The organism is Ruminococcus sp. AM31-15AC (genome assembly GCF_003462045.1).
Taxonomy (GTDB): domain Bacteria; phylum Bacillota; class Clostridia; order Oscillospirales; family Ruminococcaceae; genus Hominimerdicola; species Hominimerdicola aceti.
The window spans coordinates 42,048-57,528 of record NZ_QTYG01000003.1 but is presented as its reverse complement, the minus strand read 5'-3'; the positions used below and the strand labels follow the sequence as shown (position 1 = coordinate 57,528).

Sequence of the window (15,481 nt, the reverse complement as noted above, 5' to 3'; positions counted from 1 at the left end):
ACTAATGGCCAAAACCAATCCTGAAGCGCCTATGATAAAACAGGGCAAGTGGAAGTACACATGGCACATGATGAAAACCAACAAGGCTTGCTATGCAATGCTCCTGCCTTTCATGTCTTTGTTCATTATCTTCACGGTAGTGCCTGTCGTAATGTCGCTGCCAATGGGCTTTACAAATTTTAACATGATCGAAACTCCTAAGTTCGTAGGACTTTCAAATTTCTATACGCTGTTCCTTAACGACGACGTATTCCTTATCGCAGTAAGAAACACTCTTATCTTTGCGATATTCACAGGACCGTTCTCTTATATCCTCAGCTTTATCATCGCTTGGCTGATAAACGAGATGAACGCATTCCTCAAAACCTTCTTCACATTCGTGTTCTATGCACCTTCTATGACAACTTCCGTATATGTTACCTGGCAGCTTATCCTGTCAGGTGACTCCTACGGTTACCTGAACGCTGTGCTTATCGATCTGGGTATCCTGAACGAACCTGCACAGTGGCTCACAGATACAAACTATATCCTTACAGTTGTTATCATCGTTCAGCTTTGGATGTCAATGGGTGCAGGCTTCCTTGCTATCCGTGCAGGCTTCCAGAACATTGATAAGTCAATGTACGAAGCAGGTGCTATCGAGGGTATCAAGAACAGATGGCAGGAGCTTTTCTACATCACTATCCCTTCAATGGGACCACAGCTTCTGTTCGCTGCCGTTATCCAGATCTCAGCATCATTCACAGTCGGCGTTGTTGGTCAGAACCTCGTAGGTCTGCCTTCAACAGACTATGCAGCTCACACGATCATGAACCACGCAACAGACTATGGTAACATTCGTTACGAAATGGGTTATGCGTCAGCAATATGTTTCGTATTGTTCGCTGCAATGCTCCTTGCCAATAAGGGTATCAACTGGCTCTTAGGCAAGTATCTTGACTAAAGGAGGGGAGTATATAAAATGGCTAGAAAAAGAAAAAAGCAGCAGTCTATTGAAAAGCTGAAGGTCAAAGAGAAAAAGGCGAGAGTCAATGGTTCTCTTGGCGGAGATATAGTTATTTTCGTATTCCTCTGTCTCCTTGGTGCATTCATGGTGTTCCCGCTGTATTACTCAGTTATCCAGTCTATGAAGCCAGTTGAGGAGCTGTTCGTGTTCCCTCCAAAGCTTTATGTACTGAATCCGACTACCAACAACTTCTCAGATATGTTCAAGGTAGCCGCAAGCTCATGGCAGGTACCGCTGTCAAGATATATCTTCAACAGCTTCTTTATTACAATAGTAATTTGTATCTGCAACCTTTTCGTTTGCTGCTGCGCAGCATTCGTTCTTGCAAAGTGTAAATTCCCAGGAAACAAGGTCATTAACCAGATCATCGTTATTGCCCTCCTGTTCTCCTCAAATGCAACATGGATCATGCAGTTCCTCGTAATGGCTAAGCTCCATATGATCGATACATACTGGGCATTGATCCTCCCAAGCATTTCAACATCAATGGGTCTTTACCTCATGCGTCAGAGCATGACAACCATCCACGACTCCATGGTGGAAGCGGCTAAGGTGGACGGCGCAGGTCTGTTCAGGATCTGTTGGCAGATCGTCGTTCCAAACTCAAAGCCAGCTTTGATGACACTTATCATCTTCGCTTTCCAGGGAGCATGGAACATTCAGGGCGGAGCACTTATCTACTCCGAGCAGCTCAAAACACTACCTACAGTTGTACAGCAGATCACAGCAGCAGGTCTTGCTCGTCAGGGCGTTACATTTGCCGCAGCAGTTGTACTTCTGATACCACCACTGATCGTATTCCTTGTAGCTCAGGGCAACGTCATGGAAACAATGGCTAACTCAGGTATGAAGGATTAATTTGAACTTAGATTATAGAAAAGGAAAAAAGGTGATAAGTAGTGTCGAGAAATAAAATCTCTCTAAAACGAATGATCTCTGCGGCACTTGCAGCAGGTCTGGCGCTGACCATGACTGTGACTGCTTTCGCAGATGAGCCTTATACAGCCTATAACTACGACTATTGGGACGATGCGATCCCATCGCAGAGTGCCTACCGTGTAGAAAAGACTGTAACAGGTGCAGATATGGGTCTTGACAGGCTTTCAGATCCGAGCGACCCGCTTTATATAAGCGATGACGCTCCTGCAAAGCTCTCAGATGCAAAAGACCTCTTTTACGATCAGGACAACGATACGTTCTGGATGTGCGATTCAGGCAACAACAGAATACTCCGTCTTGATACTGATCTTAAGGTAACAGGCTGTTATACCGGATTCACAGGTTCTACAGAAATATCTGTAGGCGAGGACGGAAGATCGACCTTCCTTAATCCTAACGGCATTTATGTCAAAAAGAGCATCTTTGATGATAAGCTTTATGTTTACATTGCAGATACAGACAATTCAAGGGCTGTTAAGTGTACTGTTGAGTCAGGCACAGATATGACTCTGGTGCAGGAATACACAAAGCCTGACACAAAGCTTTATGATTCCGAAACATTCAACCCTTCAAAGATACTTGCAGATAAGGCAGAGAACATCTACGTTGTTTGTAAGTCAGTAAACACAGGTTCTGTTCAGTTCAATAAGGACGGCGAATTTCAGGGCTTCTACGGTGCTAACCGTGTTGAGGTAACCGCCGCTGTCATTGCTCAGAAGCTGTGGAGAAAGATCGCTTCAAACGAGCAGATCTCAGCAATGACAAGAAACGTTCCGGTCGAGTATGCAAACTTCGATATCGACGCAGACGGATTTATCTACACTGTAACTGAGGCTGCAAATACTACGACCGACGCCGTTAAGAAGCTTAACCCAGCAGGTTATAACATCTGGGATAACGCAGTCGGCGACAAGTATTCATTCGGTGATGTTTCTTCCGAGTATGATTCAACAACAAATAAAACTTATAAGTGCAGACTCACAGATATCTGTGTTTCTGACAACGGAACAATAAATGTTCTTGACTATGAGAACGGCAGAGTGTTCCAGTATGATAAGCTTTGCAACCTCCTTTGCATCTTTGGTACAAAGAACTCCACTTCTGATCAGGCAGGAAGCTTCCTTGGACCAAACGCTATCGAGGCAAGAGGCAACGAGGTCTATATCCTTGACGGAACAAAGAACGATATCACAGTTTATACTGAAACAACTTTCGGTAATGTCGTTCACAGAGCAGTTCTCCTCTATGACGAGGGTAGATACTCAGACGCAAGAGCTGACTGGGAAGAAGTTATAAAGAGAGACGGCGGCTATGCAATGGCTTATGTCGGACTTGGTAAGGCTTGCCTTAACGACGGCGAGTATACAAAGGCTCTGGATTACTTCAAGACAGCTTACGATCAGGACGATTACGATAAGGCATTCAAATATGCAAGAGAAGAATGGCTCAGAGATAACTTCACAGTGATAATGGTAGTTATTATCGTTTTGATCGCCCTGCTCATCGTAAAAGCAGTTCTCAAGAAAAAGGGCATAAAGCTCATCAAGCGCAAAAAGAAGGAGGGAAACTGATATGTATGAATTTACTCCGGTAGGTTGGCTCAAGCATTGCGTTTTCCACCCTGTTGAAGGTTTTGAGGACCTGAGATGGAAGAAACAAGGCTCAATGAAAATATCGATGCTCATAGTTCTCTTCCTCTTTATTGCAATGGTCGTTGACAGACAGCTCACAGGCTTCCAGTTCAATGACAGCTACGTTAAAGTATTCAACGTTGTTCCGCTTATCGTTCAGTCTGTAGTTTACTTCTTCACTTGGGTACTCGGCAACTGGGCAATATGCACACTTCTCGACGGTGAAGGTACACTTAAAAAGATCTGCATCTATTCTGCATATTCTCTTGTTCCTTACATCGTTTGCACATTTATCGCAGTGATCTTCTCAAACGTTCTGGTACAGGACGAGTCGATCTGGATCACAGCAATCCAGTATCTTGGCATCGGCTGGTCTGTTATCCTTATGGTGCAGGCAATGAGAGCCGTTCACCAGTATTCATTCGGAAAAACACTTGCTTCAATTATTGGTACGATCGTCGCAATGCTTCTTATATTGTTCCTTGCGATACTTCTCCTTTCATTGTTCCAGCAGGTATATGTATTCGGTTACTCAGTTTATACTGAGATCATGTACAGGATCAGAGGCTAAAACAGAAACGGTGGTGTAAATAATAAATGCATAACAAAAGTTACAAGAAAGCAGTTGTCTTTGCTATCTGCCTTACAATGCTGATGCCTCTGGGGTCAATGGTGGTTTCTTCCACTGACGAGAGTTCAAGCCAGGCTGATTCAAGCGCCGCAGTAAAGGATACTGACAGCAGTGTCGATTCAGCGGCTGATGATACAAGCTCAGCTGACGCTTCCGACGCAGCAGCTACTGCCGATGAAAGCAGCGATGAAGCTGCTGAAGACTCAGCAGCCGATGAGAAAACAACTACTACAGCAAGCAAGGACGACGAGGTTCAGCCTATAACTGACGAAGAAGCTCTTGCAATGTGCGAAAAGATAACAGAGAACGACAAGATAGCTCTTTATCTTGACGAAGAAAACGAAAGACTTTGTCTTTATGTAAAGGCTTCAGGTAAGTATTGGTGGACTTCGCCTATAAATGTTCAGGCTGACCAGACAATTATCGACACAGTTAAGGGCACAGCAATGAAAAATGCCCAGAGAAAGCAGATCGCTGCAAGTGCCGCTATCAGAGTCGGTGACCTTAGACAGGAAAAGAGAACAGAGTCCCCTGCTCCGGTTTACTCCAACAAGGCAAAAGTAAAATGGGAGAAAAATTCAGACGGCGTTGTTGCTACATATAACTACGTTTCTGATGGTGTGAAGCTCAAGATACACTATGTTCTTGAGGACGATAACCTCTATGTTTACTGCGATTCAGATGAGATCGAGGAGAAAAACACTTCTCAGGTAGACGGAAAGGTGCTTACAAAGATCGAGTTCTGCCCTAACTTCGGCGCTGCTGATTCAACTGCGACAGGCTATATGATAGTTCCTGACGGAAGCGGTGCTGTAATAAACTATAACAACGGCAAGACCGAGTACGCTGACTACAATCAGCAGGTATTCGGCAGAGATTATACAGCCGTTCCAATAACAGCTCCAAGAACCACTCAGCAGGCTTATATGCCGGTCCTTGCAACAGTAAGCGGTTCATCCGGACTTGTTTGCGTTGCTTCTGACGGTGAGTCAAACGTTTATGCTCACGCTCAGGTATGCGGACAGGAAAAGCAGGCTTACAACACTTGTTACTTCGAGTTTGAAACAAGAAGCTCAGACTCATTCTTCATGAGCGGTGATAACTCAAACAAGATCACAGTGTTCGAGAAGAACGGAATAAAGACCGAGAGATTTGGAGTTCGTTATTATCCTGTTGATTCAGATAACGGTGAGGATCTTAACTACGCTGACTGCGCTGAGGTCTACAGAAACTACCTTATCAATAATAGGGGTCTTACAGCTAAGGCTAAGGCAAATAAGAGCGATCTTTACGTTGACCTTTATGGCGGCGTTATGAAGGATACTTCTATTCTTGGTATCCCATTCAATCTTAAAACAGAGATCACTGGCTTCGATCAGGCTTCCGACATACTTGATATCCTCAAGGACGGCGGAGTTGACAACATAACTGTCAACTATAACGACTGGACAAATGACTCTATCAAGAACAAGATATCCACAGAGGTATCTCCGTCCGGCAAGCTTGGTGGTTCAAGCGCATTTGATAAGCTTATCTCAAAGGACGATAATATGAAGATCGTTCCTTCAATGAACAACTTCAAGATGGACAGTGGTTCATGGGGATATATGACTCTTACAAGCACAGCTATCAGAGTTTCAAATGCTTATTCAAGACAGTCATCATACAGCCCAGCCTTCGGTGTTGCAGAAAAGGGAGTTTCACCTGCTCTGCTCACACCAAACAAGTACTCGAATGTGTTCACAGAAATGCTCGAGAGCTATACTGATGAAAAGCTCACTTCTATCGGCTTCGGTGATTATTCAACAAAGCTTGTTTCTGACTATTCAAAGAAGGAGCCTTCAAGCAGAAGCAAGACCATGAATACTGTCGTTGACGGCTATAAGAGTGCGAGCGAGAAGATCAGTACAGTATTCGCAGACGGTGCGAACTCTTACGTTCTCCCATATGTAACAAACGTTTCAAACGTTCCTGTTTACTCCAGTGGATTCAACGTAACAGATTTCGATATCCCATTCTATCAGATGGTCATTCACGGATATGTTGACTACGCTTCAACACCTATCAATAAGAGCTCAAATTCAGATGAAACATTCCTGCTTTCACTGGCTTCAGGCTCACAGATACACTATGATATGACATACGCTGACGCTGATACGCTTCAGGATACAGAATATGACGACCTGTATTATTCAAACTATGCAGGCTGGACAGATCTTGCAGCTAATCAGTACAAAAAGGTAAGCAGCATACTTTCAGGCGTTTCAGATTATACGATCACAAAGTATGAGCTGAGCGATGACAAGAACGTTCTTACCACAACTTATTCAAAGGACGGAGCTTCAGACGTTGTTATCAGTGTTGATAAGAAGAACGCAACAGCTACCGTAGGCACAGAGGTCTATGACCTTGCAGATTGTATAGAAGGAGGTTTGACAGAATAATGAGCGAAGAGATCAAAAACACTCCTGAAGAGATCGAGGCTGTTAAGGCTGAGGATCTTGAAGATACAGTCGAAAAGGAAAATGACGCTGAGGCTGTTATAGAAGAAATTTCAACAGAGGAGATAATCGCAGAAGAGCCTGCCGCTGAGGCAGTCGCTCCTGCACCTGTGATGAAGGAAAAGAAGCACAGACTTTCTTATGAAAAAAGAAAAGGACTTTACGGCTACGGATTTATAGCGATCTGGGCGCTGGGTACTATCTACTTCTTTATCCTGCCTCTTATAGAATCTCTCATTTACTCATTCAACAAAACTGAGGTAACTCAGGGCGGAATGAAAATGTCCTTTATCGGTTGGAAAAACTATGTAAACGCTTTCCGTAAGGATCAGGATTATTCCAAGGCTCTGGTAGCAATGATCGAGAATACGGTTTTGAGAACTCCTCTTATCCTCATATTCTCTATCTTTATCGCAGTTATCCTTAATCAGAAATTCAAGGGAAGAACATTCGCAAGATCAGTATTCTTCCTCCCTGTTATCATCGCTACAGGTCCTGTTATCGACATCATCAACGGTAACATGAGCACAGGCGGATACGCAGGCGGATCTGAGCAGTTCAGCTCAATGTTCGAGGCTGACCTCGTTGACCAGCTGCTGAACTTCCTCGGCATCTACAACATCAGTGATAAGCTCACTATGATGATAAACTCGCTGACCACCGACATCCTGAACCTTGTATGGAACTCAGGTATCCAGATACTTCTGGTGCTTTCAGCACTTCAGGGTATCCCGCTCTCAGCTAAGGAAGCAGCCCAGATCGAGGGTGCAACTTCATGGGAGTTCTTCTGGAAAGTCACAATTCCTTATATCAGCCCAATGATACTTTCAAGCGTGGTTTATACAATCGTTGACTCATTCGTCGATCCACAGAACGAAGTTATGACGATCGTTCTTAACAAGGCAAGCAACTGGGAGCATGGCTACTCAGCGGCAATGGCTTGGGCATACTTCCTTATCGTAGCAGTATTCCTTGCACTTGTCGTAGCACTTGTTAATAAGTTCGTTTACTATGAAGTAGAATAAGGGGGGATTTAAGTGGCAACTAAAAAAGAAGAAAAAGAGTTCGAAAAAGAACGAAAGGCTGCTATTAAAGCCCGTTATAAGAAGATGAAAGATGAGGGTCTTGAGAAATATCTCACCCCTGAGCAGATCAGCTATAACAGAAGAAGAAGAGCTATCGGAATGGTTTGGCCGTTCTTCAGATTCCTTATCCTGTTTGGTCTGTGCTTCGTAATCCTCTATCCACTGATATTCATGCTTTCAACTGCGTTCAGACCAAATGAGCAGATGAACGACCCATCAGTAGTTTGGATCCCTAAGAGCTTCACACTTGATAACATCAAGGACGTTTGGGGAGTAATGAAGTTTGAAGATACTGTTGTAAACACAGTTATCCTTAACCTCGTGGCATCTGTCCTTCAGGTTATCACCTGCTCTATCACAGGCTACGGCTTCGCTAGATTTAAGTTCAAAGGTAAGGGAATCCTGTTCGGTATCGTTGTTCTTATGATCATCGTACCTCCACAGATCACAACTATCCCACTTTACCTCCAGTATGCTTACTTCAAGCCAGAGTGGCTCGCTAAGGTATTCACACTTGGCAAATCAACATCGCTTATCAACAGCGGTTGGACAATGTATCTTCCTGCATTGTTTGCAAACGGACTCCGTGCAGGTCTGTTTATCTTCATCTTCCGTCAGTTCTTCAGAGGACTTCCTAAGGAGCTTGAAGACGCTGCATACCTCGACGGCTGCAGCCCACTGAAAACATTCCTTGTTATCATGTGTCCTAACGCAAAGTCATCGTTCCTGACAGTATTCCTGTTCTCTATCGTTTGGTACTGGAACGACTACTATGTATCATCATCATTCTTCACACAGAACGACACTGTTGCTCTTATGCTGAAGAACCTGAATACAAACCTGACTCAGCAGCTCTTCGACGGTCAGGCGGTATCTGTAAGACAGATAATCGTATGGCTTGAAGCAGGTTGTCTGCTTTCTATCACACCTATCCTTATCATGTATGTATTCCTTCAGAGATACTTTATCGAGGGTGTTGAAAGATCAGGTCTTGCAAACTAATTTGCAAATATGCTTATCAAAAGTCCTGCACTTCGGTGCGGGACTTTTTTTGCGTGAAGCCTTTTTATGTTCATATATTTAAGACTTATTAAATTTGTACATATATAAAGCAACGCAATTGTGCATATTGCTTTGAAATGTCAGGTTAATTTAGTACAATCGTGTATAGAAAAAAAACTTTTTTTTGATATAATTACTTTGGGTATTATTGCCATGGTAAGTTGTTTATAAAAATATTCAGTTAGGAGTCTGAACATGAATATAAAAGTTGATTTAAAAAAGCTTTTTGCTGCCGCAGTATCAGCGATAATGTGCCTCTCCGCAGGGGGTTGCTATCTGCTTCCTGACGAGGAGGAAGTCCTCGATGCACCGACCGTGAAGGCAAGCGATGTTACATATTCCACAGTGACGGCAAAGAAAAAAGACCTTGAAAAGAAGATAGTCGCAACGGGCACTGTCACAGCGGAAAATCAGTATACTCTTTCTTATGAAAAGCAGAGCGGCACAGTGTCAAAATTTTATGTAAAAGCAGGCGATAAGGTCAAAAAGGGTGATGTTATCTGTGACCTTGATACATATGACCTTGACTATCAGATAGAAGAAAAACAGCTTTATCTCGAAAAAGCAAAGCTTAAAGTTGATATAATTTATGAAGGCGGCGGCTCTCAGGCAGAGATAGACTCTGCTTATGTTGACGTGCAGCTCCTTGAAAAAGAGCTTGAAAAATTGCAGGCTCAGAAGGAGGATTCAAGCCTGAAATCACCTATAGACGGCGTTGTTTCGTCACTCTCTGACGTAAGAGCAGGCGACAACGTAAATCCTGGTCAGACTATCGCAACTGTTATAGATACTTCGGCTCTTTATATCGCAATACAGCCTGACGACCTCACCCAGTATGATATCGACACAGAAGTGCAGATAAGGATAGGCGAGGATTATTATGACGGTGTTGTTTTTATGACTCCTAAAAAGCTTGCTGATTATCAGGCTGAGCAGAATGAGGATCACAATAATGTTGACGAAACAGGTATAGATTATCAGGCGGATACTATCTATGTTCGTTTCAAGGATACCGCCCCTGCGGAAGCAGTGGGTCAGCTTGCAGATACGATACTTGTCCTTGACAGCGTAAAGGATGCTATCGTTATCTCAAATAATCTGATAAAAAAGGTTGACGGCACAAAGGTAGTTTATGTGCTGAAAAACGGTGAAAAAACTGCCGTTGAAGTGGAAACAGGACTTTCTACAGGCTCTCAGACCGAGATAAGATCGGGTCTTAAAGAGGGCGACGAAATTGTTATCAGATAGGTTTGAAAGGATAAGCTTATGTTCACCTTATTGTTCCGTAAAATGCGAAACACCAAATGGATGGTGCTTTGCCTGCTGATAGGCTTTGTTATGGCGTCTGCCATGATGAGCACTATCCCTATTTATATGAACGCTTCTCTGCAAAGAATGCTTGTAAAGGATCTTGAGTCGTTCCAGACAGAATATGAGATCTATCCGGGTGCGTATAATACCAGCTATGGATTGAAAATGGATATCTCAGGCAGTGAGCAGCAGAAAGCTGTTGAGAATTATAATAACAAAGTGGAGGCTAAGTTCAAGGAGCTTGGTCTGCCTGAAAAGCTTGATAAGAAGTATATAAGTGACGAGTATCTTTATGTGCGTTCACTTGCCGTTTCAGATGGCAATTCGCAGGCAAGATTCACTCTCGGCGGTATGACGGATATTTCCGACCATATCAGCATAAAGCAGGGCAGAATGTTCACTGCAGGCAAGCGTTCAGACGGCGTTTACGAGTGCGTTGCCACAGAAAAAGCCTGAAAAGCACAGAGCTTGCTATAAACACAGTATATGAGATAGCCGACGTGTTTGATGATAACAAGTCAATAAAAATAGAGATCGTGGGCGTTTTTGACGTTAAGGACGAAAATGACGCATATTGGGCAGAGGGTCTTGATTCTCAGTATACAGCCGTTGTCTTTACAGATTATGACACAATGCTCGGGGATTGCGTTGATACTGGCGTTGTGAATATCACAAAGGCTGTCCATAACTATGCGGTGGATTATGCTTCCATGAATATGACTGACCTTGCAAGCACAAACGAGATGATAGCAAAGCAAAAGACCTATTTTGGTGAAAATTCCATAGGCTTTTCGATGCCTGCCTCAGATATCCTCAAGGACTATGAGAGCCGTTCATCACAGCTCCAGCTTGTTTTGTGGCTTTTGCAGATACCTGTCATACTTATGATAATATTCTATCTCTTTATGGTGTCGCAGCTCAACGTTGAGCAGGAGCGTAACGAGATAGCGGTGTTCAAAAGCCGTGGAGCAAGCCGCTTGCAGATAATGGGAATTTATGCTCTGGAATCTCTCGTACTGGGCGTTCTGACCGTTATAATAGGACCATTCGCAGGTCTTGGACTTTGCAAGGTACTTGGTGCGTCAAACGGATTCTTGGAGTTTGTCAACAGGCGTTCGCTCCCTGTTCATATGACAATAGAAGCTGTCGTCTATGCGGCAATAGCCGTGGCGGTGTTCTTTGTCACAACTATGATACCGATCTTTCCTGCCACAAAAACAACTATTGTTGAGCATAAGCAGTCAAAAGCCAAAAAGAAAAAGCACGCTCTGTGGGAAAAGGTCTGCCTTGATTTTATCCTTGTGGGCGGTTCAGTTGGCTGGCTTTATTATTACAACAAAACTCAGGAAAAGCTTGTTGCAGAGGGTGTAACAGACACCACCGCAACAGTAAACCCTATAATGTTCGTGGCTTCCACTGCCTTTATACTTGGTCTTGGTCTGTTTCTTATAAGGATATATCCTTATATAATAAGGCTTCTCGCAAGAATAGGCAGAAGAGTGTGGTCGCCTGCACAGTATGTTTCACTGACTAATATCGGTCGCTCCTCAACGGGTAGGGAAAGATTTTTGATGCTGTTCCTTGTTCTTACTGTATCATTGGGCGTGTTCTTTGCGAATACCGCAAGAGCCTTGAATAGAAATGCCGAGGAAAGCGTTGCCTATGGGGTTGGCTGCGACGCAGTTCTTACAGAGCAGTGGTATAGCAGTAAGATAGAATCTGCACAGCAGTCCACTCCTCAAAGCGCATCTCAGGCAGCTCAATCAGGCACAAAGCAGACTTCCGAGGAAAGCGACGAAGAAGATACAGAAACTACCATACAGTATGTAGAGCCTGTTTTTGAGCGATTTGAAAAGCTCGCAGGAGTGGAAGATGTCACAAAGGTTTTCAGAAAAGACGGCGTGACCATATCTTCAAACAAAATGAACGTTCCAAGACAGCAGACAAAGTCTGACGATGAGGAAAAGACCCGTGACGATTTCCTTGACCAAAGCGTTGACACAAGCTCAGGCAAAAGCTCAACAAGCAATGTCCAGCTTATGACCATAGTGCCAAGCGATTTCTCAAAGGTCTGCAAATTTGAGGACAGACTTCTGCCTGTTCAGTTAAATAACTACCTGAACGCCCTCGCAGAGTACACACCGGGAGTTATCCTCTCTTCAAGCTTCAAGAGCTATGGTCTGGAGCTTGGTGATACTGTAGAGTGTAAGTGGGGCGGAAACGAGCCCTTTGAAGTGACCGTCCTTGCCTTTGTTGACTACTGGCCGGGACTAAGCCCTTATAAAGAGGCGAAAAACGGCGGTTATATGGACTTTGCCGTTATGAATTACGACTATGTGAACGTTCAGACAAGCATGGAGCCTTATGAGGTATGGTTCAAGCTCAAAGACGGAGCTTCCGTTCAGGAGTTTTATGACTCAATAGACAAAGCAGGCATTAAACCCCTCACCCTTGAATCTGCAAGCCAGCAGACTATAGAAAAGAAAAACGACCCTATGCTCCAGGGCATGAACGGCGCTCTTACTCTTGGCTTTATCATCATCATGGTGATGTGCATAATAGGTTTCCTTATCTATTGGATACTCTCCATAAAGAGCAGGACTTTGCAGTTTGGTATCCTAAGAGCAATGGGAATGAAGTTCAGAGAGATAATAATGATGATAGTCTATGAACAGCTTTTGGTGTCAGGCGTTGCAATATTCGCCGCTATCTTTATCGGCGGCATAACCAGCGACCTTTTTGTACCGCTGTTCCAGAGCATCTTCGACGCAAGCCAGTCAGTGCCGCCGTTTGCAGTGATACCTGAACGCAGCGACTATCTGAAGCTTTATGCAGTTATAGGAGTAATGCTGCTCACAGCCTTTGTGGTGCTTGGCAGACTTATAAAGAAGATAAAGATAAGTCAGGCGTTGAAGCTTGGTGAGGATTGATAGGAGGAAATTTTATGACAGCTTATGAAAAGCTTACAAAATGTTACGAATGCGTAAAAAGCAAAATAGACTTTGAGCCAAAGGTAGCCCTTGTGCTTGGCTCAGGTCTTGGCGATTATGCAAATTCCATAGACGTGAAATACACCCTCAGCTATAAGGATATAGAGGGCTTCCCTACATCAACGGTAGAGGGACACAAGGGTCAGTTCGTTTTCGGATATGTTGGCGAAGTGCCTGTTGTTATAATGCAGGGCAGAGTGCATTATTATGAGGGATATGCAATGGAGGACGTTGTGCTTCCTGCAAGACTTATGAGAATGTTGGGCGCAAAGGTGCTTTTCCTTACAAACGCATCGGGCGGAGTGAACGCAGGCTTCAAGGCAGGCGACTTCATGCTTATAACAGACCATATCTCAAGCTTTGTTCCTAATCCTCTTATTGGCAAGAATATCGACGAGCTTGGAACAAGATTTCCTGATATGAGCGAGATATATAACAAAAAGCTCAGGGATATCATCTCAGGTGCAGCAGAAGATCTTGACATAACCCTCCGCCATGGCGTTTATCTCCAGCTCACCGGACCGTCTTTCGAGTCCCCTGCGGAAATAAGAATGGCAAGAACTATCGGTGCTGACGCAGTGGGAATGTCAACAGCCTGCGAGGCTATCGCCGCAAATCATGCAGGCATGAAAGTCTGCGGAATATCCTGCGTTGCAAACCTTGCAGCAGGCATGACGGATAATCCTCTCACTCATGCTGAAGTTCAGGAATGTGCAGACAAGGCTGCTCCCCTTTTCAAAAAGCTTATCACAGAAAGCATCATAAGAATAGGTAAACAGCTTTAAGGTTTTGTAACAGCTTTTTCAAAATAATATGTAACAAATGTGCGAAAAGGGCTGATGATGTGTACTTTTTTGCTAAACTTTGTGAAAAACTATTGACAAATCAAACGCTTTAGTTTAATATATTATTATGAAGTAAATGTCTTCAAAAAAATTTATAATGAATATGGAGAGAGAATTATATGGCAAAATTTTGTGGACAGTGCGGAGCTCAGCTTAACGACAATGCGACTTTCTGCACTCAGTGCGGTGCAACAATAGCACCTCAGCAGCCTGCACAGCAGACCGCTTCACCAATGGCAAATCTTCAGCAGGCAGCCAAGAATATTGACATGAACGCTATCAAGGACGCTGTTTCTGTTGAAAATATCAAAAATCTGAAAAACAAGCCTAATAAGCTCACTATCGCAGTTCTGGCAGTTTTGCTCGTGCTTGTTATTTTGGTAGTCGTTATCCTTTGTCTGATCTTCGGCGGTGGAAGCTGGAAAACTCCTATCAATAACGTTATGGACGTTCTCAATGACGGTGACGGTAAGGCTTATGAAGAGCTTATGCCTCCTTATTATAAAGATATGGCAGACGCTCTGGACGGTATCATTGAGATAAGCGACGAGGATTTTGATGAAGAGGCTGAAAAGCAGAGAGATAGACTTACAAAGAAATACGGCGATGACGCTGAGATAAGCTATGAGGTCGTTAAAAAGACTAAGGTAGACTCAGACGATATCGACAGCTACAACGATATGTCAGATCTTGCCTCTGTACTTAGTGTTAAAAAGGCTAAGAAGTATAAGCTCACAAAGGCTTACAAGGTAAAGATCAAGTATACTATCGAAGGCGAAGACGCTGACAAGACCGACAAGACAACTGTTATTGTTGGCAAGATGGACGGCACATGGGTACTTCTGGACGAGGGCGACCTTCCAATAAGCACAGGTTTCTAAGATATATAAACTATCAGTAACGGGCGGAGAATTTTCCGCCCGTTTTTGAAAAAATACGGTGTTTGCACAATGAAAAAAATATCAGTTCTGTGTATGCTTTTGTGTGTGGCAATGCTCTTTTGCTCCTGCGGAAAGGAAGAAAGAGCGGTCCTGGGATATGAACAGCCAGTAGCAACTTTAGTCACAGCGGCGCAGTATAGCGATACGCAGTCATATCTTTCCTGCTTTACCCCAGAAGCGGAGGCGGAGTATAAAAACAGCGACAGCTATAACGAAGCCCTTGCGGAAACGCTTCTCACAAGGGGCGAGGAAAAAACGGAGCTTTCTTATAAGCTCAGCGATAAAAAAAGCTTGACAGCGACGGCTTGAGAGACCTTGAAAAAAGCTATAAGGAAAGCTATCACAAAAATGTGACTATCAAAAAAGCTGTTACGATGACAGCGAAGCTCACCGAGATCACTGACAGTGGCGAGCTGTCTGCCAGCCGTGAGATAACAGTGGTCAAAATAGAAAACAACTGGTATATTTTCGGGAAAGTTATCGAAAAATTTGATCTCAGCCAAAAGGGCTGAGGGGATCAATAATAATATGAAAAGAGG

General features: G+C 43.7%; 14 protein-coding genes. All 14 read left to right on the top strand.

Annotated elements, in window-relative coordinates; all coding sequences use genetic code 11:
- The first annotated feature begins 4 nt into the window (after positions 1 to 4).
- The 14 genes from DW793_RS01595 to DW793_RS01530 all read left to right on the top strand — a co-directional run bounded on the left by DW793_RS01595 (position 5) and on the right by DW793_RS01530 (position 15,454).
- Positions 5 to 943, top strand: a complete 939-nt coding sequence (locus DW793_RS01595; protein WP_022287235.1) for a carbohydrate ABC transporter permease — start codon at positions 5 to 7, stop codon at positions 941 to 943.
- Between the two features lie 18 nt (positions 944 to 961).
- Complete coding sequence (locus DW793_RS01590; protein WP_022287236.1) at positions 962 to 1,864, top strand: carbohydrate ABC transporter permease; 903 nt, start codon at positions 962 to 964, stop codon at positions 1,862 to 1,864.
- A gap of 41 nt (positions 1,865 to 1,905) precedes the next feature.
- Complete coding sequence (locus tag DW793_RS01585; RefSeq protein WP_147342144.1) at positions 1,906 to 3,516, top strand: tetratricopeptide repeat protein; 1,611 nt, start codon at positions 1,906 to 1,908, stop codon at positions 3,514 to 3,516.
- A 1-nt stretch (position 3,517) separates the two neighbouring features.
- On the top strand, positions 3,518 to 4,147 hold the full coding sequence (locus DW793_RS01580; protein ID WP_117938293.1) for a Yip1 family protein: 630 nt from the start codon (positions 3,518 to 3,520) through the stop codon (positions 4,145 to 4,147).
- A 26-nt stretch (positions 4,148 to 4,173) separates the two neighbouring features.
- Positions 4,174 to 6,651, top strand: coding sequence for a DUF5696 domain-containing protein (locus tag DW793_RS01575; protein ID WP_118156878.1), 2,478 nt, complete (start codon positions 4,174 to 4,176; stop codon positions 6,649 to 6,651).
- Positions 6,651 to 7,733: a carbohydrate ABC transporter permease gene (locus tag DW793_RS01570; protein ID WP_242988937.1), complete on the top strand. Its 1,083-nt coding sequence runs from the start codon at positions 6,651 to 6,653 to the stop codon at positions 7,731 to 7,733. The genes DW793_RS01575 and DW793_RS01570 overlap by 1 nt, the downstream gene beginning before the upstream one ends.
- A gap of 12 nt (positions 7,734 to 7,745) precedes the next feature.
- Positions 7,746 to 8,795, top strand: a complete 1,050-nt coding sequence (locus tag DW793_RS01565; protein ID WP_118156877.1) for a carbohydrate ABC transporter permease — start codon at positions 7,746 to 7,748, stop codon at positions 8,793 to 8,795.
- A 255-nt stretch (positions 8,796 to 9,050) separates the two neighbouring features.
- Positions 9,051 to 10,103 (top strand): efflux RND transporter periplasmic adaptor subunit, encoded by a 1,053-nt coding sequence (locus tag DW793_RS01560; RefSeq protein WP_118156876.1) that lies wholly within the window; start codon positions 9,051 to 9,053, stop codon positions 10,101 to 10,103.
- An 18-nt stretch (positions 10,104 to 10,121) separates the two neighbouring features.
- The gene (locus tag DW793_RS01555; RefSeq protein ID WP_147342143.1) at positions 10,122 to 10,622 is read left to right on the top strand and encodes a hypothetical protein; all 501 of its coding nucleotides are present in this window, start codon (positions 10,122 to 10,124) and stop codon (positions 10,620 to 10,622) included.
- Positions 10,598 to 13,096: an ABC transporter permease gene (locus DW793_RS01550; RefSeq protein WP_118156874.1), complete on the top strand. Its 2,499-nt coding sequence runs from the start codon at positions 10,598 to 10,600 to the stop codon at positions 13,094 to 13,096. The genes DW793_RS01555 and DW793_RS01550 overlap by 25 nt, the downstream gene beginning before the upstream one ends.
- 14 nt (positions 13,097 to 13,110) lie before the next feature.
- Positions 13,111 to 13,941: a purine-nucleoside phosphorylase gene (locus tag DW793_RS01545; protein ID WP_117856903.1), complete on the top strand. Its 831-nt coding sequence runs from the start codon at positions 13,111 to 13,113 to the stop codon at positions 13,939 to 13,941.
- Between the two features lie 179 nt (positions 13,942 to 14,120).
- The gene (locus DW793_RS01540; RefSeq protein WP_118156873.1) at positions 14,121 to 14,882 is read left to right on the top strand and encodes a zinc ribbon domain-containing protein; all 762 of its coding nucleotides are present in this window, start codon (positions 14,121 to 14,123) and stop codon (positions 14,880 to 14,882) included.
- 69 nt (positions 14,883 to 14,951) lie between these two features.
- Positions 14,952 to 15,251: a hypothetical protein gene (locus DW793_RS01535; RefSeq protein WP_147342142.1), complete on the top strand. Its 300-nt coding sequence runs from the start codon at positions 14,952 to 14,954 to the stop codon at positions 15,249 to 15,251.
- Entirely contained in the window at positions 15,248 to 15,454 is a 207-nt protein-coding gene (locus DW793_RS01530; RefSeq protein ID WP_118156871.1) for a hypothetical protein, read from the top strand. Before DW793_RS01535 ends, DW793_RS01530 begins: the two co-directional genes overlap by 4 nt.
- Positions 15,455 to 15,481: the final 27 nt, after the last annotated feature.

What these genes read in the sequence shown, in the direction of transcription:
- DW793_RS01595 (WP_022287235.1), top strand. Translation starts at nt 5, where the DNA reads ATGGCCAAAACCAATCCTGAAGCGCCTATGATAAAACAGGGCAAGTGG.
- DW793_RS01590 (WP_022287236.1), top strand. Translation starts at nt 962, where the DNA reads ATGGCTAGAAAAAGAAAAAAGCAGCAGTCTATTGAAAAGCTGAAGGTC.
- DW793_RS01580 (WP_117938293.1), top strand. Translation starts at nt 3,518, where the DNA reads ATGTATGAATTTACTCCGGTAGGTTGGCTCAAGCATTGCGTTTTCCAC.
- DW793_RS01575 (WP_118156878.1), top strand. Translation starts at nt 4,174, where the DNA reads ATGCATAACAAAAGTTACAAGAAAGCAGTTGTCTTTGCTATCTGCCTT.
- DW793_RS01570 (WP_242988937.1), top strand. Translation starts at nt 6,651, where the DNA reads ATGAGCGAAGAGATCAAAAACACTCCTGAAGAGATCGAGGCTGTTAAG.
- DW793_RS01560 (WP_118156876.1), top strand. Translation starts at nt 9,051, where the DNA reads ATGAATATAAAAGTTGATTTAAAAAAGCTTTTTGCTGCCGCAGTATCA.
- DW793_RS01555 (WP_147342143.1), top strand. Translation starts at nt 10,122, where the DNA reads ATGTTCACCTTATTGTTCCGTAAAATGCGAAACACCAAATGGATGGTG.
- DW793_RS01545 (WP_117856903.1), top strand. Translation starts at nt 13,111, where the DNA reads ATGACAGCTTATGAAAAGCTTACAAAATGTTACGAATGCGTAAAAAGC.
- DW793_RS01540 (WP_118156873.1), top strand. Translation starts at nt 14,121, where the DNA reads ATGGCAAAATTTTGTGGACAGTGCGGAGCTCAGCTTAACGACAATGCG.
- DW793_RS01535 (WP_147342142.1), top strand. Translation starts at nt 14,952, where the DNA reads ATGAAAAAAATATCAGTTCTGTGTATGCTTTTGTGTGTGGCAATGCTC.